The organism is Pseudooceanicola aquaeponti (genome assembly GCF_050897975.1).
Classification (GTDB): Bacteria; Pseudomonadota; Alphaproteobacteria; order Rhodobacterales; family Rhodobacteraceae; genus Pseudooceanicola.
In genome coordinates, this window is sequence record NZ_JBPAXY010000005.1 from 1 (window position 1) to 26,245 (window position 26,245).

A 26,245-nucleotide genomic window follows, 5' to 3' on the forward strand; every position below is an offset into this window, starting at 1 on the left:
GCTGGGTCTCGATGAACCCGCCCCAATGGCTGAGGCAATCCGAGCGGTAGTCGATGGCCTGCTGCTGGCCGTTGGCCTTCACCCCGAACTCCAGCATCTGGAGTTTCGAGGGCGGCATCCGATAGGTCGCGGCGATCTGTTCGCGGTCGAACTTGCGGCTTTCCAGCAGCTGTTGATCGGCGGCCGAGAGATCGAGGCGCTTGATGTCGTCATCCGGGCCGATGACCGGGATCCCATTGTCGCCTTCGTCGCGCAGCGCCCGGCGCAGGCGTTCCCGCTGGCGCTGGTAATTCTCCTCGTCCGCATCGAAGGCCTGGATCTTGGCATAGGCCTTCATCGACGTTCCCGAGGCCGAGCGCGCCGCCGCTTCCTGCCCCGCAAGCGCGATCCCGAAGCTTTCCGCCGCGACCGCGATCGGGCTGCGCCCGGTCCAGCCGTCCTCGGCCATGTAGCGCAAATGGACCATCGCCCGGCCCGGCGCCCGGCGGTGGATCCCGTCGCCGTCCTCGAAATCGTAGAACCGCGCCCGACCGTTGCGCAGAACGCTGCACTGGTCGGGATGCACCCAGTCGATCATCGTCAGCTCGCCCGCCCCGTCCCGGGGGGCATAGGCATAGGCGGTGCCGCGCAGGGCAAAGGCATAGGCCATGGCGAAGCGGGTCACCATCGCGGTGACCCCGGCCGAGGCCTCGATGTTCAGCAGATAGCCCGCCGCATGGTCCCGCACCCGCACCTCGCGCCCCTGGGCGTCGCGCTGCCAGACCTGAAGCGGCAGCTTGGCCAGGTCACCGGCGATGATCGTGCAGCAGGCGGTCACCGTCGCATGGCGCTGCGCGATCACCGGGGTGACACGGGGCAGCGCCGCAACGCGGCTGCCGCCGCCGCTGAAACCGATGTCCTGAAGCCAGGGCTCGGGCTGGGCGGTGCCGCTGGCCGCGACGGCGTCGCGGGTCGTCACCGGCGGTTCCGCCCGGGGCGCGGCCGGGATCGGCGCGGCGCGAGGGCCGCGCGTCAGTGCTGCGAAGATGCTCATATGACCTCGATCTCCCGGTGTTTGGTCTTGCCCTTGCCCGCCACCGCCCGGCCCACCGCCATGATCATGGCGACGGCCGCGTCGATGCGCCCGGTGCTTTTCTTCTTGTTCGGCTTCACGTTCTCCGACGCGTCCTCGTCGCGGTGCACATTGCCGACCTGCCAGGCCAGAACCGGGTTGCCGCCGTGGCGGATCCGGTTCTGTGCCACCAGCTCCTCGACCCGCTTCATCGGGTTGGACATGCTGGCGAAGCCCTGGCGGTGCTCGACCATCGGGAAGCCGTCCTTTTCCAGACGTTCGGCCAGGTACTTCATGCCCCAGGGATCATAGGCGACTTCCTGGATGTCGAGATGCCGACGCAGCCAATGCAGCCGCGCCCGGATCTCTTCCTCGTCCACCGAACCGCCCTTGCAGATCTCCAGCCATCCGGCCTGTTGCCAGCCCACATATTCCCGCTTCTCGGTCTGGGCGCGGTGGATGAAGCCCCGCGGCCCTTCCGGCAGGAAGGTATAGGCGAAGACGTGGATCAGCTCGCCCTCGGGGATCGCCACCACGATGGCGGTCGTGTCCACCTTGTTGGACAGGTCCAGGCCGACCCAGGCGCGCCGCCCCTTGAAGGCGGTGATGTCCTGCGGCGTGGCGGCCGAGCCCTGATCCCAGACGTCTCGGGCGATCCAGGTCTCGGCGCCTTCAGTCCAAAGGTTCAGGTGAAACCGCCGGAAGTTCGGCATCTTGGCCGCGATGATCTGCGCCAGCTTCGCCGCCGCCTCGATCTCGGCCCGGGGCTTCGACACGTCCAGGTTCGGGTTGCCCATAGCCCAGCTCGCCGGGTCCATCGGGTCGCAGTCCACCGGCGGCTCGGCCACATAGGCGAAGAACCGGTCATCCTGCACGTCGCCGCGCAGAACGCTTTCGGCATAGTCGCGCAGCTCGCCGCAGAGCGAGGCCCGGTCATGGCCCGCCGTGGTGATCACCCAGTCGATGGGCTGGCTGCGGGCGATCATCGATTCCGTGATCGTCTCGGCCAGCTCGCGGTCGGTCCAGCGGTGCATTTCGTCCCGCGCCAGGAAGTGCGGGTTGATCCCGTCCGAGCTGTTCCCGTCGCGCGACAGGCAGGCGATCAACCCGTCGGTGTGCGGGTTCTCGATCTGGGTCCGGTAGACATCCATCCCCCGGCTCAGCACCGGCGAGTGCTTGATCATCCGCTTGATGCCGCGAAACAGCAGCCCCGCCTGATCCCGCGTCGTCGCCGCGCAATAGGCCTGCGGCGCCGCCTCGCCGTCCAGCAGCTGCGAAAAGAGCATCGGCACCGCCGTGTCGGTGGTCTTGCCGTTCTTCTTGCCCACCTGGTGATAGGTGTTGCGGAACCGGCGCAACCCGTCCGCCCGCTTCCAGCCGAAGACCGAGCCCATGCGGAACACCTGCCAGGGCTGAAGCTCGAAGGCCTGACCGGCCAGCGCGCCTTCGGTGTGCCGCAGGATCTTCGCGAAGTTCAGGATCCGGTCGGCGCCCTCGGGGTCGAACCAGATCCCACGCTCCGCGCCGGTCTCCAGGTCCGACAGGTGCCGGGCACAGGCCATGGTGACCAGCTCCCCCGCCACGGTGCGCCCCTCGACCACGTCGCGGGCGTAGACCGTGACCGGGTGGTCCTCAGGATGCGCCACCGCGCATCGCCTTCTCCAGCTCCTCCAGGAAAGACCCCTGCCCGCCATTGCCGAGCCGCGCCTCGTCCACCGGCGACATGCCGTAGAGCGCCCCGATCCGCTGCATGGTCGCCAGCGCATCCTGGCGCTGCCCCCAGGCGGCCCGCTTCTTTTCCTGAAGCCCGTTGCGGGTCTTGACCTGGTAGTAGTTGCCCATCACCGCCAGCTCGCCGCTGAACCGGATGAAGTCGCCCACCGACACGCAATAGGCCGCGAACAGATCCTCATGGTGCGGTTCCAGCCGGTTCTTGGCAATCATCACCGGCGCCAGGTGTTCCCAGGCCTCGACCGCCTCGGGATGCGGGAACCACTCAGGCGCCGGGGGCGTCGGGCGGTAGCTGTCGCCCTTCATCGGCACCACGTTGTCGAGGGCTGGCTTCTTTCCCTTCATCCTACCCTCCTTTCAAGTGGGCTTTTTTCTCCAATTAGGCGCGCACGACTGCTTCCATTAGCCCACCGGTGAGGAGCATTTTGCCCTGATTTTCAGGGCACCCCCGGGGTCAGCGGTGAAAGACTTCCCGAGCCGTCTTCCGCGAGTGGCAGGGCTTGCAAAGCGGCTGCCAGTTCGCCCGATCCCAGAATTTCGTGCGGTCGCCCAGGTGCGGGTCGATGTGGTCAACCTCGGTGGCGGGCACCACCAGCCCCAGTTCGGCGCAATGGGCACAAACCGGATGCTTGGCGAGAAACCCTTTCGCCGTCCGCTTCCAGGCCGCCGAGCTGTAGAGCCGCCGGTTCTGCTGCGCCTGGGCGCCCTGCTGTGCAGCTGCCTTCCTGGCCGCGATCTTGTCCTGGCGGATCAGCTCATGCGCGGGGCAATGGGAAAACCCCGCCTCGGCCAGCTCTTCGCAGCCGAAGGCGACGCAAATCTTGCGCGGCATGGTGATCCTCGATGTCAGAAAACGAAAAAACCCGGAGGCGAGAGAACCCCCGGGCGATAGTCACGAGCTGTATCCGCGTCAGGAGGGACAATCGAATACGACAGATAGTGCCGATTTGTTTCGCAGAAACGGCCACAATGGGTCAAGAAAAAAGTCGAATTGTGGCGAGCGCAGCTTCTCACGTTGCTCAGCTACGCAAGGTCCCTTCCTTCCGACGCCCTCACTCGTCGCGCTTCATCAGACGGATCGCATTCAACGAGGCAAGCCCCGGCCAGCTCTTCGCAGCCGAAGGCGACGCAAATCTTGCGCGGCATGGCCGACCTCGATGTCAGGAACGAAAACGCCCGGCAGCTGGTGATCAGCTCCGGGCGCAATGAGGTCAACTGCATTGATGCAATCCGTCGACCAACTCGTCAACAACAAAATTTTGAGACGCTTACATCTCTACAAACCGAGATCAGACACACCCCTTGGCGGCTTGCGTCCGCTCGATGGATTGGATCTTCCCCTTGGCCACGGCGATCATCGTCTCCTGGTCGTTGCCCGACATCGAAGAAACAGGGAGGCCGAGCAGGAAAACGCCCCACGCATCGCCGTTCGCGGCTGTTTTCTGCTTCGCCGAAAGGTTAGCAAGCTCTTGGGAAATCTGGAGCTTTTCAGCAGCCAATGTACGGCAAGATGCACCACGATAGGTATCGTCCGAAAGCTCGACAGCGGCAATCTGGTCAGGCTTCTTTGCACACGCCGCAACGGTCAGAATCGCCAGAGGCGCAAGAATGAGAAAGCGCATTTATTGTCCCTTAATTTGCATTCACCGGATCAAAAAAGCGTGTTCTTTCGCGCCAGGTAAACTAGACGCTCCAGTAAAAGAGCCAGTGTGACGAAAAAGCTTCTTTCGGGATCGAACTCCCTTCCACAGCCGTTTGGCAAGTTTACCGGTGATCGCGGGTCCAAGGTTTCATCGGTGGCAACTGTTCGGAGACCTGATGTCGGGTCAGCCCGCCATACACGCGGAACGTATCCCGCAGCTCCTTCAGCGCGCCCCACCAGAGCAAATAGGCGCGCCGCGCCCGCGCCTCTTCCCGCGGGTGGTTCTGGATGGTGATCGGGCACCAACGCGCCTCGACTTCGCGGGCCTTGCCCCGACTGCGGTATCGCACCACGCCGCAACGCTCCGTCTCGGCGAAGAGGCCATGCTTCGTCTGACGCCAAGCGCGCGGCTGCACCTGCGGCGCCTCGCCCGAGCCCCAGCCGTGGAGCTGACCGGCCCGGGCCAGCTCTGCGATGGTCAGCGCCATACGGCGCCCGCCCACACCCTCGGGCAGTTGCGCCAGGGCATCGGCCACCGCCTCGGCGTCGGGGTGCGGATCGGAGCGGCCACCGCCGTCCACGCGGCAGCCCAGCCGGGCGCGCTCGATCATCACCCATTCCATGCCGAAGCCCGGCAGCTGGCCCGGCATCGCCGCGCGCAGATCGTCGAACTCGATCGAGACCTTCTCGCGCCGGAAAGCCCAGTCGAGCAGCTCCAGGATTGAGACCTCGCGCAGCGCCGGGCGGGCACCATCACAGGACCGAAGAGCCATCATGCCGCCGCCTCATGTTTGACCAGCGCCAGGGCCGCCGCTTCGTCGCGCTCGACCCGGGCAAGATAGCGGCGGTCCACTTCGTCAATCTGGACCTCGCGGCGCAGCTTGTCGCGGATCCGCATGACGCGGTCGCGGATCTCTGCCGCCTTGGTCTCCACCAGGCGGCGCTGGTGATCCCTCACCGGCGGACAGTGGTATCGCTGCCAGAACCAGAACTCGGCCACCAGCCGGTCCCCTTCCAGCGCATCCCGCCCGGCCCGGCTGGCAAACCAGCTGGCCAGCCCCGGCATCTCGGCCAGCGGGCGGCCCTCGGCTTCCTGGGCGAAGGCAATGAAGGTGGCATGGGCGGGCCAAAGGTTGCGCGCCGCGCCCTGCCCCTTGGTGCGCATACATTCGAAGAGGCGACCGAGGTCCCGGTCGCTCAGGTAAGCCAGTTCATCGGCCAGGCGGTCGAGGCGGTTCTGCCCCTCCGCCGGATCGGTCCCGCGCTTCCAGTGGAACCCGATGTCCGCCAACGGCGTCAGCAACAGACGCCGGACGCGGTCCCGCTTGGTTTCGCCTCGCTCTTCGGTCATGGCCTTACCCTTTCTCTGCCCAGTTCCGACTTATCCACAGGCGCAACGCCTCCAATGGCAGCGCAGCGCCTTTATCGTTTTAATTTCATTGTCATTGTCTCTATCGACGCCGACATTAATTTAGTGTCCGTCTACGTCTGTCAGTGTCGCGGCGACATTGTCAGACGTTAGCTTTTGTCTTTCGGGAACCGCCCATTGCGGTCTTCTGCGAGGCAGGCCTGAACCGCCTCGTGCAGCTCCTGGGCATTGCGGCGCGCGCCACCTCTGGATGCCACGCGCTCTTCGATGAAGTTGTTGATCCAGCGGATCTTGCGGGGATCATCGACCACGCTCGGGGCCAGCTGCGCCACGTCTTCGGCCAGCCGCTCCAGCTTGCGCTTCTGGCTGGCGGCCTCGACCTTCGCGGCATGGTTGGCTCGCGAAGCGAAGGCCGCCGTGACGATCCGGGTCACCACCGGGTGCATCAAGCGGACATCATCGCCGCAACGGCAGTGGACCCACCCGTGAAGCGGGCCGTAGCGCAGCGCGCACAGAGCTTCGAAATGCTCGGGATCGACCGAGGGCTGGACCATCTTGGCCAGACGCTTCATGTCGTTCGGCAGGGTGCCAACGGGCGTCTCACCATGGGCAAGGTTCACCAGCTCGAACCACATCGACTTGCACTCGTGCGTCCCGCTCCACCGCATATCCGAAGACATCCAGCGCCGAAATTCCCACTGGATAAAGCTGTGGCTGTCCAGTCGCAGGCTGGGATCCAGGGGATATTCCTGGATCGTGTCCAGATCGACAGGGCGCACCGCCGATAGGGAAACCGCGCCCATTACTTCACACCCGCCCGCAAGCGGGCCGCCGGTCCAACCGCGCGGCGGATCTTCCCAAGGTCTTCCAGCATGGAGGCCACAACCTCTTCAAGCTTCGCCTTCTTCTGATCGAGAGCGGCCAGCTCACCCGAGATCCGGGCACGCTCGCTGTCCACCTCCTCGCACCACCCTTTCACCTGCTTCAAAGCCGCACTCAGAGCTTCGATGTCCTCATTCCCACCATCCGGCCCGAAGAACTCTTCGCGGAGCGCCGCAACCCAGCCCGGGCGCCCAGGGAAACCCAGAACCTCGGCAACCGACGCATCGGTTTCGCCCCCGGCATAGCGCCCAGCATCAGCGTCGTAGACCTCTTGCAGCAGCGCCATGATCTCGCGCTTCTGCTCGCGGGACGGCGATGGCGGCTCGGAGGCGTCTTCCAGTTTGGGCTTCATCGGGGTCACCACCTTTCTGTTTGCCTCGCATTTCGGGCAACGCAAGCGACCGGAGACCATGCTCCAGCCGAGGTTCTGAATTTTCTTGCGGGCCTGGCCTTCCTCACCCACCGGGCACGGAAAGACCTCTTCACGACCGCAGTCATCGCAAATCGCTTTCGCACGGGGCTGGCCCGGTCTGCCATGGCGCCCAGAAATGCTTGTCAGACCCATTCCAGCTTCCCCTGATCTTCTCGCGCTTCTTGCGCCCGCAGATGCTGGGGCAGCGGCGGGTAATCCCCGGGCCGGGTCAGGCGCTGGCGGCAGGGCGCAATGCGCCGATGCTCCGACCGGCCGTTCCACATGGGCGGCTTGATCCAGACCAGCCAGGAATAGGCGGTGGCCGAGGTCGGCTTTTCCAGCGCGCCCTGGCCGTCCTTCTTCACGCGCCAGACAGGCACCTCGGGGTCCAGCAAGACCCCGCGCCACAGCACGACGCGCTCGACAAAGGGTAGCACCAGCGCCTCGGGCCGATCCCGAAACAGGGCGCCATAGCGCGCGCCGCCCTCGACAAAGGCGCTGCGAACGAAGGCGGCCACACCGACGCGGGCGTGTTTCAGGGCGTGCTGGATGAACTCCAGCCCCAGCTTGAAGGGCGGGTTCATCACCACGAAATCCACCTTCGGGGCGTCCTGGGCCCAGTCGATCAGGAAGTCGGCCACGCCGTTCTGGCCGGCATAGCCGTAGTCCTTCACATCGGTGGCGAAGACCGAGCGGAAGGACTCGCGCAGGGGCTCCGCCATATATCCGCGATTGCAGCACGGCTCCCAGGCATCCATGGCCGCCAGGTCGAAGCCCTCGCGCGCCAGTTCCTCGCACAGCGCCCGCGTCGCCCAGGGCGGCGTCGGAAAGTCGTCGAGGCTGTCCGGCGCCTCATGGCGCTGCTGGCGCACGGCGGCGCTGGTGTTGGCGGTGCGTGTCATGCGTCCTCCAGGTAGCCGGAGCCGTCACAACGCGGGCAAGGATCGCAGCCGTTGTCCGAATGCGGATGCCAGTAGATCAGCCCGCGCCCGCCGCACCGGGGGCAGCGGCGCCGTTCCGGCAGGGAAGCGTCCTGCGGGTCGTCGAGTCGGCGCGAAGAACCACAGGCGCGGAGCGCGGGGATGGGGGGCGCGCTCCGCACCTCGAAGCGCGCGGCGGGGTGCCCGCGCTCCGCACGGGGCTTGGAGGAGCCGCCCCGAGGATCGGAATGGAAAAGGGCGCGGGACGGGCTACCGGCCAGATCGTCCCGCGCCAGGTATCCCGGCGCGCTGTCGAGCGCGCGGGGGCAGTCCCCGCCACGCGGGTGGGATGCGATAGGAAGGGCGTAAGGGCCGATCATGCGCGGCCCCCGATCTTCGCGCAAAGGACGGCGCGAAAGTTCATCGCGGCAGAGATCACTTCGTCCAGTTCAAGGATCTGACGCTCGGCCTCGGCGGGCGTGTAGTCATCGGGCCGCGCCGAGGCCGAGGAATGCGCGGCCGCGTGTTGTTGCAGCACATCAGAGAACTCACGGGTCAGCTGGTGCACGTCGCTGGCGGTCGGACCATCCAGAACCAGCGGCTGGAACGTGCCCCCGGCCAGCATCGCGAAGTGCTGCGCGATCGGCACCGCCGCCTCGGGCACGACCCGGCCCAGGCGGTCGAGGTAGTTGATGCCCAGACCGCCCGGGCGTGACTCCGAGATCTCGGTGCCATGCGACAGCGTCGAGACCCCGACCCCCAGGTCATTTGCCGCGGCTTCAAGGCCGCCCGCCGCTCGGATCGACGCCTGGACCGCCGACTGGATGGACGCCGGGCGCGCTTTACGCATGGGGAAATCCTCCGGGGGTTTTCACGGGACAGGCGGGGCGCGGTCTTGCAAGGTGTGATCCAAGGATCAGGTCAGCCAGAGCGCTGGTCGAACGCCCCTCCATCACGCAGCATCCTCGGCAGTCGGCTTCGCAAAACTGAAAACACCATCGGGGCACACGATGTCTTTCTCAGCGCACATTTCGCGCACCACAAGATACCACCGGGCCGGGAAACGTCCCTGCGCTACAGCATTCGCGATGGCCGCCTTGCTGACACCGAGGCGTGCCTCCATCTCTTTGCGACCAATTTCCTGGCAAATGTACGAAATGTCATCCATAGCCCAAGGCATAGTACACAATCTATGTACCTCGCAAGCGGCAAAACAATGTCCGTTCACATTTGCTGTACTCATGAAGATAATCTAGCCATGACGTACGAGGAAAAGTGCGCCCTGGCGCGGACCGGAGATGTTAGCAAGGAAGCTGCAGCGGCCCGACTAATCGCGGCACGCCACGCCATCGGCTTGAGCCAGAAGACCCTGGGCGAGCAGGCCGGCATCACCAAGGCGGCAGTCAACAACTCTGAACGCGCCCGCTCCTATCCCGGCAGAGAGGTCTTAATCTACCTCTACCGCGAGCATCGCATCGACCTAAACTTCACCATGTACGGCACATTCACTCAACTTCCGGCGGACGTTCAGGATAAGATCTTCGATGCACTAGCAGCCGAAGGTAGTGCTTAGGATCGTAGATTAGGTTCAGATTCACACCAATCGCTCCGAGAACCCAAGCCACCCTAAACCTAACCCACCCTCCCATCTCGGCCCCCACTGTTCTCTTTTCGTTCGCACCGTATCGCCGACCATTCGGTACGGTCAAGCCTTGACGCCAATTAGAGGCACACCCACCCTGCGGCAATCCGAGCCCACGGAAGCCAGCCAGAAGATCCACACCCCGCCCCCAAAACTTCCATTTTAAGCGCCTCAAACCCGCCACAGCGGCATTTCACCATACATTTTTTATGTACTTCTGTAGTTGACGGTACATATTTGCTGTACTAACGTCAAATCCATCCAACCGATGGAGGCGACCATGCGCGACCACCCCCCGATCTATGACCTGCCAGCTGCGCCCGAGATCTTCGCGCGCTGCCCCGCAGCGCTGCAATCGAACTGGGCCGAAGCGAAGCTGGCCCAGGGCCACCCCATCAGCGAAGAGCGCATGGCGCGCCTGCGCCCGGCCCATCTGACCGGCTGCACGGTCCAGCCGCTCGACATCGGCCCGCGCCGCGTGGCCGACGCTCAGCCCCTCCACCAGCAGCTGGCGCCCTTCATGGAGCGCACACGCGCCCGGGTCGTCGCCCTGGCCGCCGAGCGCCGCCGCGCGCCGGGTCACATCCCGACCCCGACCGGCGGGGACGCGGCATGACCGAGATCGACCCGAAACACCTTGGCTTTTACCGCGCGGTCACCCCGACCGGCTGGGCCGCCTTCTGCCGCAGTACCGGCATCACCCGCGATGCAACGGAACAGGAAGCCCGCGCCGCCGAAGAGATGACCGCCCCTGCCGCCGCGCCCGAGCGCGACCCGGAGCCGGAAGCATGAACCTCTCCCTGCACCAGGCGGCCCGCATCCTTCAGGCGCATTGGTTCCCCTCCGGGACCGTGCACCCCGACCTTCTCGACCACCTGAAGGACGCCGATTTCCATTCGCATCCCGCCGACATCGGCGTGGCCCTGGCACTGGAAGCCCTGATCGAGGCGACCCAGCCCCAGCCTCATCTCAACGACACGGAAGGAAATCAGCAGATGGCTCTCAGCTTCCAACAGCTCCGCGAAGCCAATGATCAACGCCAACAGGAATGGCCCGGCAACGAAAAGGCCGATGTTGCTTTCCGTGCAATCGAGGTCGCCGGTGAATGCGGCGAAGTGGCGGAGGCCGTGAAGAAGCACCTACGCGCCATGCGCGGAATAGAAGGCAGCACCGGCCTGATCGACGATGTGGCCGTCGAAATCGCGGATGCGGTCATCTCGCTGGACCTGCTGGCGGCCGAACTGGCCATCGACCTCAGCGAAGCGGTCACTCGGAAGTTCAACCTGACCTCGGACAAGTACGGGATGACCACCCGCTTGCCCGAGGCCAGAAATGCCACCGGAGGCTCCGCATGATCGACCATCTCACCGACCGCTACGACCAGCAGCGCCGCGCCGCGACCCGGCCCACGCCTGTGGAACGCCTCTTGCAGGGTCTCTGCTGGGCCTGCGTCGCCGTCCTGGTCACCATCGCCCTGCTGGACGTGAACACCCACCTGGCCCGCCGCCACATCACCGCCGGGGCCTTCCTCGGCGCCCAGCAATGACCGAGGAGGAACATCCCATGGCATACGGCACCTGGCGCAATGCGCGCCAACAGCCCGCATGGGGCCAGCCGCACCAAGCGATCCCCGCGCCCAGCCACAGCGCCAAGGCCTCTGGCCCAGCCCTGCTGCTCGATCATGAAGCGATCCGCGCCTTCCTCGACCGCATCGCCGCGCTGAACGGCCAGGCAGTCAGCGACGCCTTCATGGCCCAGGCGGTCGAGAGCGGCGGCACCTTCGCCGCTCAGCGGGACGGCGGTGCCTTCGTCGTCCATCTGCACCGCATCCCCGCCTGCGCCACCACCGAGGCCGAGGCCATCGCGGCCTGGTCCCGCAAGGCGCGCGAAGCCCTGGGCGACTGACGCCAGCGGCAGATGACGCAGCCCCCCCATGAAGGACGTTACAATGCAAACCGATAGCCTCGCCCTGACGCAAACCGACATTACCCGCCTGCTGTCTGCCATCCCGGCGGACGGTCAGGACGAACTCCTGCCCGCCGCCCTGGAAGTCGTGGTCGATCAGGCGAAGGCCTCGACCACCTGGCTCCAGAAGCATTTCGGGATCGGCTACAATCGCGCCTCGGCGATGATCGAGATCCTGGAAACCCTCCGCGTCATCACACCGGCGGATGCCCTCGGCAAGCGCCACGTGCGAACCCCGGCCGAGCTGCGCCAGGCACTGGGCCAGAACACCCCGAAAGGCGGCATGAAAGAGACCAGCGCCGATCGCGAGGTTCGGGACAAGGCCTATCGCGTCACGGCGGGCGAACTGCGCAGCTTCGTGGAGCGCTTCGAACGGCTGGACGCCGAGAAAAAGGACATCACCGACCAGCAGAAGGAGGTGATGGCCGAAGCCAAGGGGCGCGGCTACGACACCAAGGCCCTGCGCAAGCTTATCGCCCTGCGCAAGCGAGAGCCGGACGACGTCGCCGAGGAAGAGGCGGTTCTGGAAATGTACAAAGAAGCACTGGGGATGGCGTGATGGAGCTCGCCTCTTAAGGCCGATCTGAGGCCTCAGCCGGCACCACCATCCCTCCAAAGAACTGAACGTCGCCATTCACGGCGCGCACGACTTTACGCAGCCTGTCGTTGGTGTCCGCCACATCAAACGTGAACTCAAGAAGGACCTCAGGATGAGCCCCAGGAAGAACCACGTAGTTACAGGTCCGTTGACCTGCCGGAGCAACGAACACGCCGCGATAGTCGCGCCCCCTGGTCTCCTGGCCGGTCTCCTGTATCCAGGCGAAGTAGTCCTGGATCGTTTCGGCAGGGCGAGCGAAGCCCTGCCGCACCTCGGATCGAGGCTTCCTGGCAATGATCTTCCTGCTGATAAGGTCATGACCGCTTTGGTTGTCGATCAGGAAGATGACGTAGGAATCCCCTCTAACGTTTACCTCGGCCATACCCGAGATCGTGACATCCAGCGCCTCTTTCCGGGCTGGCAGGATTTTGAGGACGTTCATAACCACCCCTACTGCTCCGCCAATGAGGCGAATCCAAGTTTCAAGAATGGCCAACTGATCTCTCCAGAAGCTCTTCGGTTGGTCGGGTGCGGAGGCGTTGCTGCGCCTTCGCACCACCAGGTTAGCGGCAAGACCTCCTATCGGTCCAGACCGATGCCCACGCACCACGCTCTTCCCTTGGATCTGGAGGCCCGCTGATGGACGGCACGCATCTCCTCGACCTCGCAATCGACAGCCGCCCGGCACCCCTCGGCCCGCCGCTGATCGTCGACAGCTTCGCTGGCGGCGGCGGCGCCTCGACCGGGATCGAGATGGCCCTGGGCCGTGGTCCCGACATTGCCATCAACCACAACCCGAAGGCGCTGGCCCTGCACGCGGCCAACCACCCCGAGACCCTGCACCTCAGCGAGAACGTCTACCGCGTCGATCCCCTCGACCATCTGGCGGGCCGCCACATCGGCCTGATGTGGTTCAGCCCCGATTGCCGCCACTTCTCCAAGGCCAAGGGCGGGGCGCCCGTGGCCCGCAACATCCGTGACCTCGCCTGGGTGATCCCCGGCTGGATCGAGCGCATCCAGAAGAGCGGCGGCCAGGTGGACGTGGTCATCATGGAGAACGTCGAGGAGTGGAAGACCTGGGGTCCGCTGATCGAGACCCCGCGCGGCCCCATGCCCTGCCCGAAGCGCCGGGGCGAGACCTTCGACAAGTGGTGCAACGCCATCCGCCGCCTTGGGGGCAAGATGGAGACCCGCGAGCTGCGCGCCTGCGACTATGGCGCGCCCACGATCCGCAAGCGGCTCTTCGTCATCATCCGCTTTGACGGCCAGCCCATCGTCTGGCCCGCGCCGACCCACGGCGCGCCGGACGATCCCCGCGTGATCGCGGGGGACCTCAAGCCCTGGCGCACCGCCGCCGAGTGCATCGACTGGTCGATCCCCTGCCCCTCGATCTTCGACAGCGCCGAGGAAATCCGCGCGCGCCTCGGCCTGCGCGCCGTGCGCCCCCTGGCCGACAAGACCCTGGCCCGGATCGCCCGCGGCATGGCCCGCTATGTGCTCGAGGCCAAGGCGCCTTTCCTGGTCAACCTCCCCCTCGGCGGGCGGGTAGAGGCAGCCACCGCGCCGCTGCGCACCATCACCGCCGCGCACCGCGGTGAGAAGGCGGTTGTTGCGCCCTGCCTCACGCGCTTCAACACCGGGGCCACGGGCGCCGACCTGCGCGGCCCGGCCCCGACCATCACCGCCAACAGCTGGCTCAAGCGCCCTGGGGGTGCCGCGCCGCTCGGCCTTCTGGCGCCTTGCCTCGCCAGCCTCGCCCACGGCGACAGCGGCGGGCGGCGGGAATATCCTCTGACCGATCCCCTGGGCACCATCACGGGCCGCGGCATTCAACATGCGGTCGTCTCGCCGGTTCTGACCTACGCCCAGCAGGGCGGGAGCAACCGGGCGCCCACCCTGCCCCTGCACACGATCTGCGCCAGCCGGAAGGACCAGAACGCCGTCCTGCTGCCGACGCTGATCCAGACCGGCTACGGCGAGCGGCCCGGCCAGGCGCCCCGCGCCCTGGATCTCGGCAGGCCCCTCGGGACCGTGGTGGCGGGCGGCGCCAAACACGCCGCCTGCGCCGCCTTCCTCGCCCAGCAGAACGGCGGGCCCCGCATGGGGTCTCACGCAGGCCACGACGCGCGCGATCCGCTCTCCACCGTCGCCGCCAGCGGCAGCCACCAGACGCCCGTCACCGCCTTCTTTGCCAAATACTACGGCACCGGCGACGGCGCCCGCACCGATGCGCCCTGCCACACCATCACGGTGAAGGATCGCATGGCCCATATGCAGGCTGCCCTCCAGGCCCCGCCCTTCACCGAAGCCCTCGAGGCGCGCGCCCGCGAGGTCGCCACCTTCCTGCGCGCGCACGGCGCCTGGGACGGCGGCGACCTGGTCACCCTCGACATCGCCGGCACCCGCTACGTCATCGCCGATCTCGGACTGCGGATGCTCACCCCGCGCGAGCTCTTCACCGCCCAGGGCTTCCCCGCCGACTACGTCATCGAAGGGGTTTGGGAACGGGACAGCGATGGCGCGTGGGACTGGCGGAGCTTCAGCAAGGACACACAGGTCAGCTGTGTCGGCAACTCCGTCTGCCCGCCCGTCGCTGCGGCGGTGGTCGGGGCGAATTGCGGGCAGTTGGTGAAGAGGGAGGAGGCCGCATGTCCAAAACGCTCAGCCTAGACGAACTGGCCGAGGCCAAAGCCCACGCCGAGCAGCGCGCGAGCGAGGCCACCGAAGCCGCCCCGCGGATCTTCTTCCGAGCCTGCGCCACTGTGCTGGCCGATGCCCTGGAGCGCGCAACAGAGGAGGCCGTATGAGCTTGCTTTACTTCTTACTCGGAGCCTTCTGCATTCAACGAGGTGGCTGGACGCTGGTCTGGTCCTCCGCATTCATAGCGCTCGCCCTGCACGTCATAGAGATGGTCTGGCCAGGGCTGTTTCCAGATCTCGCCGCGATGCTCTTGGACTTGATCGAGGACCTGACATGACCAGCCCCACCAAAGACCAACACGACCTCAACCACGTCTTCACGGATGCCGAGCCAAATCCATCCCTTCCCGATGGCGCCGGGATCATCCTGACATTGATCGGCTGGGCGCTCTTTCTTGCTGGCCTCCTCGCAGGCGTCGCGCCGGAACGGTGGGTGCTGTGATGAAGCTGCGCGCGCGCCTCTCCACAACCGACCGCCTCGACCGGGCGGCCAAGCAAGCTTCTGACAGTTAAGGGAAGCATTCAATGGACACCACACCACAGCGAACAGCCATGCGGCCAGCGGACATGCGCCGGGCAGTCTCCGAATGGGTTTCTAAGGGATGCACGGTCAAGATAGGTCCAGACGGCTCGATCGAGGTGAAGCCGCCTCAGGTCACGATGGACGACGCCGACCTGGTCGACTGGACCCGCAAGGCATGAAGCGGCACCTACCGCCCTATGTCTATGCCAAGGGCAAGCGAGGCTATCTCTACTTCGTGAGAGGCAGCATCTGCGAGCGGATCAAATCGACCCCAGGCACCCCTGAGTTCGCCGCTGACTATGCGCGTCTGCTACGGGGAAGAACCGTCGCTCCACGGCGCACGATTTCGAAGCTGATCGACGAGTTCATGCGGTCGCCCAAATGGGCCGAATATGCATTCAATACCCGGCGAGGTCATGAACGTCATCTCGCCTACATTCGGGATGTCGCTGGTCACGTCGACCCGAGCCAGCTGCGAACGGTCCATGTCTATGAAATGCGCGATGCCTTGGCCGACAAACCGACCGATGCAAACCGCAAGCTGGACACCCTGTCGGCGCTGCTGAACCACGGGAAGAGGATCGGCTGGCTGGATGGGAACCCAGCCCAGGGCGTGGAGCGGCTAAAACCCACAGGGCGCAAGCGCCGCCCCTGGCCAGTGGACCTGCTCGAAGCCTTCAGGGCACATGCAACCGGACGCACTCTGCTGCTATTCGAACTGCTGCTGGGAACCGGACAGCGCATCGGGGATGTCCTTGACCTCAGGTGGTCCGACCTGGACGAGGACGGCTTCACCATCACGCAAGGGAAGACGAAAACCGAGCTCTACATCCCGCTCACGGATCGACTTCGCGAGGTACTGGCAGCCGAGACGAAGAAGGGCTTTTTCATTGTCTGCCATCCTGATGGTAGCCGGATCAGCTACCAACTCGCCCACAAGAACATCATGGCGGTGCGCCGCGAGATCGGCGCCGAAGCCTACGACATCCACGGGCTGCGCTACGCTGCTGCCTCCGAAATCGCAGCGATCCCGGGAATGACCTCAGAGCATGTGAAGGCGATCACCGGACACGCGGACGCAGCCATGATCAGGCTCTACGCAGGCGCGGCCGTCCAGAAGGCGCGAGCCCAAGAGGCCCAGAAGGCACGAACGGACAGAGATAGTACGAAACGCGAACTTTGAAACGCTCTAGAAATTGAAACGGACTATCATTGTTTTTAAACGATAAATCGCGAAATGCAGATGTTTCAGGAACATCTCCTTGGTCAGGGTGGTCCCCTTGCGCAGCGACAAAAGCTCCAGCATCTGGTATTCCTTGCCGGTCAGATGGACCGGCTTGCCGTCCACCTCGACCGTCTTGGCGTCCAGGTTCACCTCGATCCGGCCGGTGCGGATGATCGACTGGGAATGGCCCTTGGACCGACGGATGATCGCATGGATCCGCGCCACCAGCTCTTCGCGATGAAACGGCTTGGTCAGGTAATCGTCGGCGCCGAAACCGAAGCCCTTCAGCTTGCTTTCGGTGTCATCCGCCCCCGACAGGATCAGGATCGGCGTCTCGATCCGCGCCAGGCGCAACTGGCGCAGCACCTCGTGCCCGTTCATGTCGGGCAAGCCCAGGTCCAGCAGGATCAGGTCGTAATCATAGAGCTTGGCGAGGTCGATCCCCTCTTCCCCCAGATCCGTCGTGTAGACGTTGAGATTGGCATGTGTCAGCATCAATTCGATGCTTTTCGAGGTGGTCGGATCGTCTTCTACCAAAAGCACGCGCATCCCGAGTTCTCTCCGTTAATCCCCTGGTCAGTCTGGATCGTGGCGGCATTTGGTTAACCTGAGGTTACCGGGAAAGAGGCTTCCCGCCCAACAACCTAAGATTGTCTGTATTTCTGAAGCGCCGTCGCCTTCAGCGCCTCTTCGCCGTGGTTGGCCACCGCGCTGACCCATTCCAGGAATTCCTCCGGTGACAGCGAGTATCTCTCAAGCGCCTCGTCCTGGGATATAAGACCATGGACCACCCCGCGCACCACGGCGGCCTTGCGCGAGGCCACCCAGCGACGGGTGTTCGCAGGGGGCAGATCCGCCCGCGTCATCACTCGCCCGTCTGGCAGCGTCACCGCCCGCGGCCCCTGCACTTTCTTCAGATACATCGCTTTGGCCCTCACTGGCCCTCAGTGGATCCCGGCCATCCTTGGACGCGGGATTTAACGGCAGGTGAAACGGCGGGTTGAGAGTGTCTCGCATTTTCCTATATTCTCTTGATCTTCCGCCGGGCCGACGAGTCGTCCTCTCCCCACCCCCGGCAGAGCAGGAGCATCCATGGCACTGGACACCGCACCCGAGCTGAACTCGCTTGGCTTCCCCAAGCCCCCCTCCGAGACCCGCGTGGTCGTCGCCATGTCCGGTGGCGTCGACAGTTCCGTCGTGGCGGCGAAACTGGCCGAGGAAGGCTATGACGTGGTCGGTGTGACCTTGCAGCTGTATGACCACGGCGCGGCCCTGGCCAAGAAGGGCGCCTGCTGCGCAGGCATCGACATTCACGATGCGCGCCGGGTGGCCGAAGAGATGGGGTTCCCCCACTATGTCCTTGATTACGAAAACATCTTTCAGGACGCGGTGATCGACGAGTTCGCCGACAGCTATCTGGCGGGGGCGACGCCGGTGCCCTGCATCCGCTGCAATGAACGGGTGAAGTTCAAGGACCTGCTGGAAACCGCCAAGGATCTGGACGCCGATTGCATGGCCACCGGCCACTACATCCAGCGCAAGATGGGCCCGAACGGCCCCGAGCTGCATTGCGCCGCCGATGCCAACCGCGACCAGAGCTATTTCCTGTTCTCGACCACCCCCGAACAGCTGTCCTTCCTGCGCTTCCCGCTGGGCCATCTGCCGTCGAAGGACGCCACCCGCGAACTGGCGGCGCAATACGGGCTGGCCGTGGCCGACAAGCCCGACAGCCAGGACATCTGCTTCGTGCCGAACGGAAACTATGCCTCGGTGATCGAGAAACTGCGCCCCGGCGCGGCGGAACCGGGCGAGATCGTCCATGCGGACGGCCGCGTGCTGGGCACCCACGAGGGCGTGATCCACTACACCATCGGCCAGCGCCGCGGCCTGGGCATCGGCGGCCTCAGCGAGCCGCTTTACGTGGTCAAGCTGGACGTCGACGCCAAGCAGGTGATCGTGGGGCCGAAAGAGCTTCTGGCGACCCGCAAGGTGCCGGTGCGCGAGATCAACTGGCTGGGCGACGGCAAGATGACCGACAAGGCCGAGCATCACATCTCGGTCAAGGTGCGCTCGACCCGGCCGCCGCGCGAGGCGATCCTGCGGCCGATCAGCGAGACCGAGGCCGAGGTGGAGCTGCTGACCGCCGAGGAAGGCATCTCGCCCGGGCAGGCCTGCGTGTTCTACGACAATGACAGCCCGCGCATCCTGGGCGGCGGCTGGATCTGGCGCGGCTACTGAGCCGGGCCTGAGGGCTGATAGAGCGCGCGTCCCTCGGGGCGCGCGTTTGCATTTGGAGGGAGGGAGATGGGGGCTCTGCCCCCCCGTCGCCGGATGGCGACAAATGGAAGAGACAACGGGGCTCTGCCCCCCTTGAGCCTGCGGCTCAATTCCCCCCGGGATATTTTTGGCCAACAAATAGAGAAAGAGGGGCGTGCCTTGGGGGCGGACGGTCCGCGCAGGCGCCCGGGAGCGGCGCGGCGCCGGGCGGGTGCGAGGCAGGCAGGACAGAGGCGGGCCACCGACGCCGCGCCTGCGGGAAAGCTGGCAGCGGACTCCTGCCGTCGCGCCACCGGGGCAGGTTAGAGGCGGGCGAGGATGGCGCGGGCGGCGCGCAGGCCGGGGGCCTCGCCGCCCCGGCCCAGGCGGTCCATCGTGACCTCCAGCGCGTCGAACTGGTCGGAGGGGTCCTCCAGCACCGCCGAAAGCGCCGGGGCGATCTTTTCGGCGTCGCAGTCATCACCGATGAACTCGGGGATCACGCGGGTTTCCGAGACCAGATTGACCAGGGTCACCGTGTCGGTGATCAGCATCTTCTGCATGATCATCCGCGTCAGCCAGGCCATGTCATAGGCGATGACCATCGGCGTGTCATTGGCCGCCAGTTCCAGCGAGACCGTGCCCGAGGCCGCCAGGGCCACATCGGCAGCGCGGAAGGCGGCGCGCTTGATCTGGGCAAACTCCTCGGGGTCGGCATCGCGGGGATCGAGGATCATCAGCCCCGTAGGCCAGTCGGTGGTCAGTTCCTCGACCAGCGGCGCCACCGGACCGGCGGCGGGCAGCACGAAGCGAAGTTCGGGATGGCGGGCGCGCAGCTGGCGCAGCACCGGGCCGAAGACCGGCGCCAGGCGCGCCACCTCTCCCGCGCGCGAGCCGGGCAGCACCAGCATCATCGGCGCGTCACCGATTCCGCTTTGCACCCGGAAGCGATGCACCTCTTCGGTGCTGGCCACCTCCTGGGTGGCGATCGGGTGGCCGACGAAATCGCATTCCATCCCGGCGGCCTGCATCAGCGGCGGCTCGAAGGGGAAAAGCGCCAGCACCTGGTCGATCACCCGGGCCATCTTCTGTGCCCGCTTGGGACGCCAGGCCCAGACCGTGGGGGCGACGTAATGCACCGTGCGGATGCCCGGGTTGGCGGCCTTCACCAGCTTGGCCACGCGCAGGCAGAAATCCGGGCTGTCGATGGTCAGCAGCAGATCCGGCGGATCGGCCAGCACCGCCTGGGCGCATTCGCGGATCCGGCGCTTGAGGTGGAAATACTTTGGCAGGATCTCGGCCAGGCCCATGACCGAAAGCTCCGACATGGGAAAGCGCGAGGTCAGGCCGCAAGCCTCCATCGCCGGGCCGCCGACGCCGTCGAAGCGCGCAGCGCCCTCGGTCAGCTCTGTCAGCCCGGCCATGACGGCGGCGCCGAGGTTGTCGCCCGAGGGCTCTCCGGCGATGACGAAAACGCGCATCAGATCACATCTCGACCGCGTGCAGCGCGATCCCCAGTTCGCGGGCCAGATCGGGCAGCAGCGCCCCATCAACCAGCAGCACCTTGCCCGCCGCGATCACCACCGCCTCAAGGCCCGCCTCGGCGGCGGCCTTCAGCGTGGCCGGGCCGATGGCAGGCATGTCGACGCGCAGGTCCTGGCCAATCTTCGGCGCTTTCACCAGCACCCCCTTGCCGGGGCGTTTCAGCGCCGGGGTCTCGCCCACGAAGCGCAGCATGGCATCGGTGCCCTGCAAGGTCTCGATCCCCAGGCAGAGGCCACCCGCCACGACGCAGCCCTGACCGATGTCCAGGGGCGACAGGGTGCTCAGGATCTCTTGCGCGCGGGTGATGTCGGCCCTGGCCTCGCGCGACAGCGCCGGGCCGCCGATACGGCCGGGTTTGGCGGTGGCATCGGGCAAGAGCTCATGGCTGCCCACAACGGCAAAGCCCTCGTCCTCGAGGATCGAGATCACCAGCCGCAGCACGCCGTCATCCCCTGCCCCGCCAAGCGCCTTCAGCAGCTTCGGCGCCAGGGTCATCACCTTGCGGTCGACCTGGGTCATGTCCAGCTTGGGCCGCGCCAGCGCCCCCGCCATGACGATCCGCTCCACCCCCTCGGCGCGCATCCGGTCGAAGAGCCCGCCCAGCTTCTCGAAGCGGAAACGGGTCAGCTGATCCTCGGGCAGTTCGCAGGGCGAGCCCTCGAAGGACACCAGGAAGGCGCCGGGATTGGCCTCGGCCAGGCGCACGGGCAGACGCCCCGCCCCCGCCAGGATGGCCAGCCGCGGCCCGGAGGCAGCGGGATCGGCAGCGCCTGGGCGGGTTGCGCCGGACCGGCGTTTCAGAAGGGCCATGTCATCCCCCGGGGGTCAGGAAGGAGCGATCGCTTTCGCCGGTAATGAAATCAACGATTTCCCGCACATAATCACTGTCGGTCTCATCCCCCAAGCGCTTTGCGCGTTCCTGGAAGGCGCCTTCGCCCTGGGCGAGCATCTGGAAGGCAGCACGCAGCGCGGTGATGTCGGAACGGGCAACCCCGCGCCGCTTCAGCCCGACCAGGTTCAGCCCGTGCAGCTCGCCCCGGGGGGCCTGGACCAGACCATGCGGAATCACGTCATTGGTCACCATGGTGACCGCGCCGATGATCGCGCCGCGCCCGATGCGCACCCACTGGTGCACCCCCGACAGCCCGCCGATGATCACCTCGTCCTCGATGATGCAATGGCCCGCCAGCGCCGCGTTGTTGACGATGATGACATTGTTGCCCACCTGGCAGTCGTGCGCCACATGGCAGCCTGCCATGAACAGACCGTCATCGCCCACGCGCGTCACGCCGCCGCCGCCCGCCGTGCCGGTGTTCATCGTCACCGTCTCGCGGATGCGGTTGCGCTTGCCGATGATCAGCCGGGTCTCCTCGCCCTTGAACTTCAGGTCCTGGGGGATGCCGCCCAGGACGGTGAAGGGATGCACCAGGGTGTCCTCGCCGATCTCGGTGATCCCCTGGACCACCACATGGCTCATCAGCTCGACCCGGGGGCCGATCACCACCTTGGCGCCGATATGGCAGAAGGGGCCGATGCGGGCGCCCGCGCCGATCTCTGCCCCGTCCTCGACATGGGCAGAGGGGTGCACGATGGCTTCGTGGCTGATCGCCATGGCTCAGCCCTCCGCCGCCACGTCGGCAGGCAGGTCGAGCATGGCCATGAACTCGGCCTCGCAGGCCAGGTCGCCGTCGACGGTGGCGCGGCCGCCGAATTTCCACATCTTGCCGCCAGGCTTGCCGCGCAGGGTCTCGACATGCAGTTCCAGCACGTCGCCCGGCACCACCATGCGGCGGAACTTGGCCTTCTCAATCGACATGAAGTAGATCAGCGCGTTCTTGTCTTCCAGCCCAAGCGCCGCGCCCACCATGACACCGGCGGTCTGTGCCATGGCCTCGACGATGGTGACGCCGGGCATGATCGGCTTGCCGGGGAAATGGCCCTGGAAATGCGGCTCGTTCATGGTGACGTTCTTGATGCCACGGCCCGAGGTGTAGCCGTCGATATCGACCACCTTGTCCACCAGCAGGAAGGGATAGCGGTGCGGGATGATGCGCTGGATGCGCGCGATGTCGGCGGTCTGAAGCGTTTCGGTCATGAAATCCTTACCTCTTGCGGTCCGGGAGGCGGCGCACGCGCCGACCTGCGGGAAAGCCTCGTGTGGTTCTGTCCCTAGCAAGTCGCCCGAGCGGCGGCAAGCGGCAGGGCCAGCGGTCGGGTCAGAGGCAGGGCCTGTGCGAAGACCGCCGCCAGCCTGGGCCTGGCCGTGGGCTCAGTCCGCCTCGGTCTCGTCCGGGGCGGGCGTGGTCCCTGTGGCGGCCCCCTCGGTCGGGGCGGTGACCCCGCCCTCCTCCGTCGCGGGGGCGGCGGGCGCCTCCTCGGTCGGGGCCGCGTCCTCTGCGGCGCCGGACAGCAGCGTGGCGTCGATGCGCGCGATGGCCTCGTCGGTGATGTCCACCGCCTCGCGGGTGACGAAGACCGAGCGGCGTTCCAGGATCACGGCGGCGCCCGCATCCTGCATCAGCCGGTCCAGCACCGGCTCGACCGCCGACAGGAACTGCCGCCGGATCGCCTCGCTGTCCTGACCCAGCCCCTGGGCCGCCTGGTCGCGTTCGCGACGCAGGCGCGAGACCTTTTCGTCAAAGGCATCGGCCAGATCGCGGAAGGCCTGGGGCGCCAGCTCGGCGCGGCGCTCGGTCAGCTGCCGCTCTTCCTCGGCCAGGGCGGCCTCGATGCGGCGGTTCTCGGCGGCGATCTCGGCGGCCCGCGCCTCCAGCTCATCCGCCAGTTGCTGGCCAAAGCCGCTGCCCGAGAAAAGCCGCTCGCTGTCGATCACCAGCACCGGCGAGCGCAGCACCGTGCGCGCGCCCGCTGACGCCTCTGCGGCCCCCTCCTGCGGCGGGGCCGCATCCTGGGCCCGGGTCCCGCCCGGCGCGGCGCACAGGCCAAAGGCAAGGGTCCCGGCCAGCAACAGCCGGACCGGGACCCCGAAACATGCGAAAGAGGATGACACGGTGGTCCTCAGAATTCCGTGCGAACCGACAGATCGAAGGTCTGCTCTTCGTCGAAGTCTTCCTTCTGAAGGGCCTTCGTCCAGTTGAACCGCAGCGGGCCGACCGGCGTATCCCAGAACAGCGACAGACCGACCACCTGACGCAGCGAGGCGTCTTCGTAGAGAACGTCGGCGGCGGACTGGTCCAGGCCCCAGACAGAACCGATGTCGTAGAAGACACCGCCGCTGATGCCCAGTTCCTCGGGCAGGCCCAGCGGGAATTCGGCGTCGAACTGCGCCACCGCATAGGAGGTGCCGCCCAGGGCGTCGTCGTAGTTGCCGGCCGAATACTGGCGCGGGCCGATACCATCGGGGGTGAAGCCGCGCATGATCGACGAACCGATCCGGTAGCGCTCGGTGGCAATCGAGGTGCTGTTGCCCAGCATCGAGATATTGCCGGCCCGCAGGGTGGCGCGCAGGGTCACCTCTTCGTTCCAGACCTTGGTCTGGGCAATGGCCCGCGCGGTCGAGCGGATGAAGTCGACATCGCCGCCGACCCCGCCGAAGTCCTGGCCGAATTCCAGCAGGATCCCGGCGTTCGGGTTCAGGCCGGTCACCCGGGTGTCATAGGAATAGGTGTAGCCGATCGAGGAGGAATAGCGCATGTCCTGCGCCGCCTCGGCCTGCAACAGCGAGCCCACGTCGCTGGCATCGTCGAGGTTGATGTCCTCGGCGCTCAGCTTGTAGTTCAGGTTCAGGCGCGACAGCTCGCTCAGCGGGAAGGTCAGGCCGGTGGTGAAGCTGCCGCTGGTGGTATCGTAATCCGAGTAATCCGACTCCGTCTCGCGATAGCTGACGCCGAAGTTCAGGCGCAGGTTACGGCCCAGCAGGCGCGGCTCGACGAAGTTGATCGAGTAGGTGGTATCCGAGCTGGCGCCCGCCACGGTCACGCCCAGGGTCTGACCCCGGCCCAGGAAGTTGCGTTCCTGGAAGGCCACTTGCAGGCCGAAACCATCGGTCGTCGAATAGGTGCCGCCGAAGGACAGCGACCCGGTGGGCGCCTCTTCCACGTCCACGTCGACGATCACCTGGTCGGGGCGGCTGCCCTCGCGGGCCTTCACGTCGCTGGTGGTGAAGAAGCCCAGGGCGCGGATACGCTCGGCGCTTTGGCGGATTTCGCGCGGGTTGAAGGGGTCGCCTTCGGCCATGCGGAATTCCTGGCGCACGACGCGGTCCAGCGTGGTGGTGTTGCCCTCGATGTCGATCCGTTCGACGAAGATCCGCGGGCCGCGCGACAGGACGAATTCCACGTCCAGGGTCAGGTCGCGGTCGTTGCGGGTGATGCGCGGTTCGATCCGCAGGAAGTCGCGGCCCTGGCGCACGGCCAGGCGTTCCATCCGGGTGATCGAGTTCTCGACATCGGTCGGCGTGTAGGTCTGGCCCGGCTTGATGCGCAGCGCGTCCTGATACTCGGCCGCATCGACGCCCTCGTATTCGCTGACCGTGGTGATCTGGCCGAACTCGAAGGGCTGCCCCTCCTGGATGTTGAAGGTCACCACATAGCCGTTGCGCTCAGGCGACAGCTCGGCATTGACGCCGGTGATGCGGAAATCGACATAGCCGCGCGACTGGTAGAAGTCCTGAAGGACCTGCTTGTCGAACTCGATCCGGTCGGCGACGAAAGTGTCCGAGCGGAAGAAGGCGCGCAGCAGGCCCGCCTGTTTCGATTCCAGCACCTGGCGCAGGCGGCGGTCGGAATAGACGGTGTTGCCGACGAAGGAGATCCGCTCGACCTCGACGTTGGAACCTTCGAAGATCTCGAACACCAGGTCGACGCGGTTGTCGCTGCGACGGATGATGCGCGGGGTCACCTTGGCGGCCAGGCGGCCCTGCTGGCTGTAGGCCTCGGAAATCAGCGCGGCGTCGGCCTCGGCCTCGGTCGGCGAGAAGACGCGCCGCGAGGTGGATTGCACGATCTCGGTCAGGACCTCGTCCTTGATCCGCTTGTTGCCCTCAAAGCTGACGCGGTTGATCGTCGGATATTCGGTCACGGTGATGACCAGGGTGCCACCGCGCGGGGTCAGCTCGACGGTCTCGAAGAGGCCGGAATTGACGATGTTCTGGTAGGCGTCGTTCAGCTGGGCGGCGGTGACCGCCTCGCCCCGGGCGATTCCCGTGTAGGACACGATGGTGGAATCCGGGATCCGCTGGTTCCCTTCGATCGCCACCGTCGAGAAACGATAGCTTTGCGCCATCACGGCCTGCGGCGCGGTGAGAGAAACACCTGAAACAATGGCGAAAATCGCAGCAGCCAGAGGCAAGGAAAATTTGTTGCGGCGAACGGGGGTGGCAGCCCCGGTTCCAAAGGTATTCGACATATTCCAAACCCAGTCAGACATCCCAGTTAAGACGTGAGTACCGGGTTAGTAACCACTTGTCAAAACGGGAAAACGCGCGGGGCCTGTTGCCGCGCGCGTTGTGTCGGATGGGGGACGAATGGGGGTGGCAGCGCGCGGAAAAGCTGGCCGTTTCCGCAGCCCTGCGGGACAGTCTGGCGGCCCGCGCCGCCCGGCTCAGAAGACGATCTGGCCCAGATAGGCGCCGCCGGTCAGCGCCATGGCGATGATCCCCGCGTAAAGCAGCAGATCGGAATTCAGATCGAAGAGCACCGTCATGCCACGGTAGCCTTTCCGGAGGAGCGTCATGGGGAGGCCCACCTTTCCTGTACGCAAAAGGGTCCACCGGACCCGTTCCTGGGGCGTGATCGCACCAGAATGCGGCAAAAATCGGGCAAGA

At 65.9% G+C, this 26,245-nt stretch carries 35 protein-coding genes and 2 pseudogenes; 15 read left to right on the forward strand and 22 right to left on the reverse strand.

What is annotated here, in order from left to right:
- The 12 genes from ACRARE_RS12445 to ACRARE_RS12500 form a co-directional block, all read right to left on the reverse strand.
- The coding region (locus ACRARE_RS12445; RefSeq protein ID WP_432656773.1) for a phage portal protein at positions 1 to 1,033 on the reverse strand (1,033 nt) is incomplete at its 3' end.
- A complete protein-coding gene (locus ACRARE_RS12450) occupies positions 1,030 to 2,697 on the reverse strand; it encodes a terminase large subunit (RefSeq protein WP_432656774.1) in 1,668 nt (555 codons plus the stop codon). The genes ACRARE_RS12445 and ACRARE_RS12450, both read right to left, overlap by 4 nt.
- Positions 2,684 to 3,127 carry a P27 family phage terminase small subunit gene (locus tag ACRARE_RS12455; protein ID WP_432656775.1) on the reverse strand — a complete coding sequence of 148 codons (444 nt, stop codon included), beginning with the start codon at positions 3,125 to 3,127 and terminating at the stop codon, positions 2,684 to 2,686. The genes ACRARE_RS12450 and ACRARE_RS12455 overlap by 14 nt, the downstream gene beginning before the upstream one ends.
- 109 nt (positions 3,128 to 3,236) lie before the next feature.
- Positions 3,237 to 3,614 carry an HNH endonuclease signature motif containing protein gene (locus tag ACRARE_RS12460; RefSeq protein WP_432656776.1) on the reverse strand — a complete coding sequence of 126 codons (378 nt, stop codon included), beginning with the start codon at positions 3,612 to 3,614 and terminating at the stop codon, positions 3,237 to 3,239.
- A 457-nt stretch (positions 3,615 to 4,071) separates the two neighbouring features.
- Entirely contained in the window at positions 4,072 to 4,404 is a 333-nt protein-coding gene (locus ACRARE_RS12465; protein WP_432656777.1) for a hypothetical protein, read from the reverse strand.
- Positions 4,405 to 4,546: 142 nt separating this feature from the next.
- Positions 4,547 to 5,197, reverse strand: coding sequence for a hypothetical protein (locus tag ACRARE_RS12470; protein ID WP_432656778.1), 651 nt, complete (start codon positions 5,195 to 5,197; stop codon positions 4,547 to 4,549).
- On the reverse strand, positions 5,197 to 5,775 hold the full coding sequence (locus tag ACRARE_RS12475; RefSeq protein ID WP_432656779.1) for a hypothetical protein: 579 nt from the start codon (positions 5,773 to 5,775) through the stop codon (positions 5,197 to 5,199). Before ACRARE_RS12475 ends, ACRARE_RS12470 begins: the two co-directional genes overlap by 1 nt.
- Positions 5,776 to 5,942: 167 nt before the next feature.
- Positions 5,943 to 6,596 carry a hypothetical protein gene (locus ACRARE_RS12480; protein WP_432656780.1) on the reverse strand — a complete coding sequence of 218 codons (654 nt, stop codon included), beginning with the start codon at positions 6,594 to 6,596 and terminating at the stop codon, positions 5,943 to 5,945.
- The gene (locus ACRARE_RS12485) at positions 6,596 to 7,240 is read right to left on the reverse strand and encodes a hypothetical protein (protein ID WP_432656781.1); all 645 of its coding nucleotides are present in this window, start codon (positions 7,238 to 7,240) and stop codon (positions 6,596 to 6,598) included. Before ACRARE_RS12485 ends, ACRARE_RS12480 begins: the two co-directional genes overlap by 1 nt.
- Entirely contained in the window at positions 7,231 to 7,989 is a 759-nt protein-coding gene (locus ACRARE_RS12490; RefSeq protein WP_432656782.1) for a hypothetical protein, read from the reverse strand. The genes ACRARE_RS12485 and ACRARE_RS12490 overlap by 10 nt, the downstream gene beginning before the upstream one ends.
- Positions 7,990 to 8,383: 394 nt before the next feature.
- The gene (locus tag ACRARE_RS12495; protein WP_432656783.1) at positions 8,384 to 8,857 is read right to left on the reverse strand and encodes a hypothetical protein; all 474 of its coding nucleotides are present in this window, start codon (positions 8,855 to 8,857) and stop codon (positions 8,384 to 8,386) included.
- A gap of 102 nt (positions 8,858 to 8,959) precedes the next feature.
- On the reverse strand, positions 8,960 to 9,175 hold the full coding sequence (locus tag ACRARE_RS12500) for a helix-turn-helix domain-containing protein (protein ID WP_432656784.1): 216 nt from the start codon (positions 9,173 to 9,175) through the stop codon (positions 8,960 to 8,962).
- A 90-nt stretch (positions 9,176 to 9,265) separates the two neighbouring features.
- Between ACRARE_RS12500 and ACRARE_RS12505 the strand changes: the two genes are divergently transcribed.
- From ACRARE_RS12505 to ACRARE_RS12540, 8 genes and pseudogenes are all read left to right on the forward strand, one after another.
- Positions 9,266 to 9,580, forward strand: a complete 315-nt coding sequence (locus tag ACRARE_RS12505; protein WP_432656785.1) for a helix-turn-helix domain-containing protein — start codon at positions 9,266 to 9,268, stop codon at positions 9,578 to 9,580.
- Positions 9,581 to 9,929: 349 nt separating this feature from the next.
- Positions 9,930 to 10,265 carry a hypothetical protein gene (locus ACRARE_RS12510; protein ID WP_432656786.1) on the forward strand — a complete coding sequence of 112 codons (336 nt, stop codon included), beginning with the start codon at positions 9,930 to 9,932 and terminating at the stop codon, positions 10,263 to 10,265.
- Positions 10,262 to 10,441 (forward strand): hypothetical protein, encoded by a 180-nt coding sequence (locus tag ACRARE_RS12515; protein WP_432656787.1) that lies wholly within the window; start codon positions 10,262 to 10,264, stop codon positions 10,439 to 10,441. The genes ACRARE_RS12510 and ACRARE_RS12515 overlap by 4 nt, the downstream gene beginning before the upstream one ends.
- A complete protein-coding gene (locus ACRARE_RS12520; protein WP_432656788.1) occupies positions 10,438 to 11,004 on the forward strand; it encodes a MazG-like family protein in 567 nt (188 codons plus the stop codon). The genes ACRARE_RS12515 and ACRARE_RS12520 overlap by 4 nt, the downstream gene beginning before the upstream one ends.
- The gene (locus tag ACRARE_RS12525; protein ID WP_432656789.1) at positions 11,001 to 11,195 is read left to right on the forward strand and encodes a hypothetical protein; all 195 of its coding nucleotides are present in this window, start codon (positions 11,001 to 11,003) and stop codon (positions 11,193 to 11,195) included. The genes ACRARE_RS12520 and ACRARE_RS12525 overlap by 4 nt, the downstream gene beginning before the upstream one ends.
- Before the next feature lie 17 nt (positions 11,196 to 11,212).
- Positions 11,213 to 11,554 (forward strand): hypothetical protein, encoded by a 342-nt coding sequence (locus tag ACRARE_RS12530; protein ID WP_432656790.1) that lies wholly within the window; start codon positions 11,213 to 11,215, stop codon positions 11,552 to 11,554.
- Positions 11,555 to 11,597: 43 nt separating this feature from the next.
- A pseudogene (locus ACRARE_RS12535) lies at positions 11,598 to 11,834 on the forward strand (DNA translocase FtsK); the annotation flags it as partial.
- A gap of 63 nt (positions 11,835 to 11,897) precedes the next feature.
- The gene (locus tag ACRARE_RS12540) at positions 11,898 to 12,173 is read left to right on the forward strand and encodes a DUF2312 domain-containing protein (RefSeq protein WP_432657241.1); all 276 of its coding nucleotides are present in this window, start codon (positions 11,898 to 11,900) and stop codon (positions 12,171 to 12,173) included.
- A 13-nt stretch (positions 12,174 to 12,186) separates the two neighbouring features.
- Here ACRARE_RS12540 and ACRARE_RS12545 read toward each other — a convergent pair whose 3' ends face one another.
- On the reverse strand, positions 12,187 to 12,708 hold the full coding sequence (locus ACRARE_RS12545; protein WP_432656791.1) for a hypothetical protein: 522 nt from the start codon (positions 12,706 to 12,708) through the stop codon (positions 12,187 to 12,189).
- A gap of 143 nt (positions 12,709 to 12,851) precedes the next feature.
- Here ACRARE_RS12545 and ACRARE_RS12550 point away from each other — a divergent pair, with 143 nt between their 5' ends.
- The 6 genes from ACRARE_RS12550 to ACRARE_RS12575 all read left to right on the forward strand — a co-directional run bounded on the left by ACRARE_RS12550 (position 12,852) and on the right by ACRARE_RS12575 (position 16,617).
- Positions 12,852 to 14,882: a DNA cytosine methyltransferase gene (locus ACRARE_RS12550; protein WP_432656792.1), complete on the forward strand. Its 2,031-nt coding sequence runs from the start codon at positions 12,852 to 12,854 to the stop codon at positions 14,880 to 14,882.
- Positions 14,861 to 15,019 (forward strand): hypothetical protein, encoded by a 159-nt coding sequence (locus ACRARE_RS12555; protein WP_432656793.1) that lies wholly within the window; start codon positions 14,861 to 14,863, stop codon positions 15,017 to 15,019. Before ACRARE_RS12550 ends, ACRARE_RS12555 begins: the two co-directional genes overlap by 22 nt.
- A complete protein-coding gene (locus tag ACRARE_RS12560) occupies positions 15,016 to 15,189 on the forward strand; it encodes a hypothetical protein (RefSeq protein WP_432656794.1) in 174 nt (57 codons plus the stop codon). Before ACRARE_RS12555 ends, ACRARE_RS12560 begins: the two co-directional genes overlap by 4 nt.
- The gene (locus ACRARE_RS12565) at positions 15,186 to 15,353 is read left to right on the forward strand and encodes a hypothetical protein (RefSeq protein WP_432656795.1); all 168 of its coding nucleotides are present in this window, start codon (positions 15,186 to 15,188) and stop codon (positions 15,351 to 15,353) included. The genes ACRARE_RS12560 and ACRARE_RS12565 overlap by 4 nt, the downstream gene beginning before the upstream one ends.
- 83 nt (positions 15,354 to 15,436) lie before the next feature.
- Entirely contained in the window at positions 15,437 to 15,613 is a 177-nt protein-coding gene (locus ACRARE_RS12570; RefSeq protein ID WP_432656796.1) for a hypothetical protein, read from the forward strand.
- Complete coding sequence (locus ACRARE_RS12575; protein WP_432656797.1) at positions 15,610 to 16,617, forward strand: tyrosine-type recombinase/integrase; 1,008 nt, start codon at positions 15,610 to 15,612, stop codon at positions 16,615 to 16,617. The genes ACRARE_RS12570 and ACRARE_RS12575 overlap by 4 nt, the downstream gene beginning before the upstream one ends.
- A gap of 54 nt (positions 16,618 to 16,671) precedes the next feature.
- On the opposite strand, the pseudogene ACRARE_RS12580 reads toward ACRARE_RS12575, so the two are convergent.
- Positions 16,672 to 17,208: pseudogene (locus ACRARE_RS12580) on the reverse strand (response regulator transcription factor); the annotation flags it as partial.
- Positions 17,209 to 17,303: 95 nt separating this feature from the next.
- Complete coding sequence (gene sciP, locus ACRARE_RS12585; protein ID WP_432656798.1) at positions 17,304 to 17,582, reverse strand: CtrA inhibitor SciP; 279 nt, start codon at positions 17,580 to 17,582, stop codon at positions 17,304 to 17,306.
- A gap of 169 nt (positions 17,583 to 17,751) precedes the next feature.
- Between sciP and mnmA the strand changes: the two genes are divergently transcribed.
- A complete protein-coding gene (mnmA, locus tag ACRARE_RS12590) occupies positions 17,752 to 18,897 on the forward strand; it encodes a tRNA 2-thiouridine(34) synthase MnmA (protein WP_432656799.1) in 1,146 nt (381 codons plus the stop codon).
- Between the two features lie 341 nt (positions 18,898 to 19,238).
- Here mnmA and lpxB read toward each other — a convergent pair whose 3' ends face one another.
- The 7 genes from lpxB to ACRARE_RS12625 all read right to left on the reverse strand — a co-directional run bounded on the left by lpxB (position 19,239) and on the right by ACRARE_RS12625 (position 26,154).
- Entirely contained in the window at positions 19,239 to 20,396 is a 1,158-nt protein-coding gene (lpxB, locus tag ACRARE_RS12595; protein ID WP_432656800.1) for a lipid-A-disaccharide synthase, read from the reverse strand.
- A 4-nt stretch (positions 20,397 to 20,400) separates the two neighbouring features.
- Positions 20,401 to 21,270: an LpxI family protein gene (locus ACRARE_RS12600; RefSeq protein ID WP_432656801.1), complete on the reverse strand. Its 870-nt coding sequence runs from the start codon at positions 21,268 to 21,270 to the stop codon at positions 20,401 to 20,403.
- A 1-nt stretch (position 21,271) separates the two neighbouring features.
- Positions 21,272 to 22,072, reverse strand: coding sequence for an acyl-ACP--UDP-N-acetylglucosamine O-acyltransferase (gene lpxA / locus ACRARE_RS12605; RefSeq protein WP_432656802.1), 801 nt, complete (start codon positions 22,070 to 22,072; stop codon positions 21,272 to 21,274).
- Between the two features lie 3 nt (positions 22,073 to 22,075).
- Positions 22,076 to 22,555 (reverse strand): 3-hydroxyacyl-ACP dehydratase FabZ, encoded by a 480-nt coding sequence (gene fabZ, locus ACRARE_RS12610; protein ID WP_432656803.1) that lies wholly within the window; start codon positions 22,553 to 22,555, stop codon positions 22,076 to 22,078.
- A 174-nt stretch (positions 22,556 to 22,729) separates the two neighbouring features.
- Complete coding sequence (locus tag ACRARE_RS12615) at positions 22,730 to 23,428, reverse strand: OmpH/Skp family outer membrane protein (protein ID WP_432656804.1); 699 nt, start codon at positions 23,426 to 23,428, stop codon at positions 22,730 to 22,732.
- Positions 23,429 to 23,478: 50 nt separating this feature from the next.
- On the reverse strand, positions 23,479 to 25,827 hold the full coding sequence (bamA, locus tag ACRARE_RS12620; protein WP_432656805.1) for an outer membrane protein assembly factor BamA: 2,349 nt from the start codon (positions 25,825 to 25,827) through the stop codon (positions 23,479 to 23,481).
- Between the two features lie 195 nt (positions 25,828 to 26,022).
- On the reverse strand, positions 26,023 to 26,154 hold the full coding sequence (locus ACRARE_RS12625; RefSeq protein WP_432656806.1) for a hypothetical protein: 132 nt from the start codon (positions 26,152 to 26,154) through the stop codon (positions 26,023 to 26,025).
- Between the last annotated feature and the right edge of the window lie 91 nt (positions 26,155 to 26,245).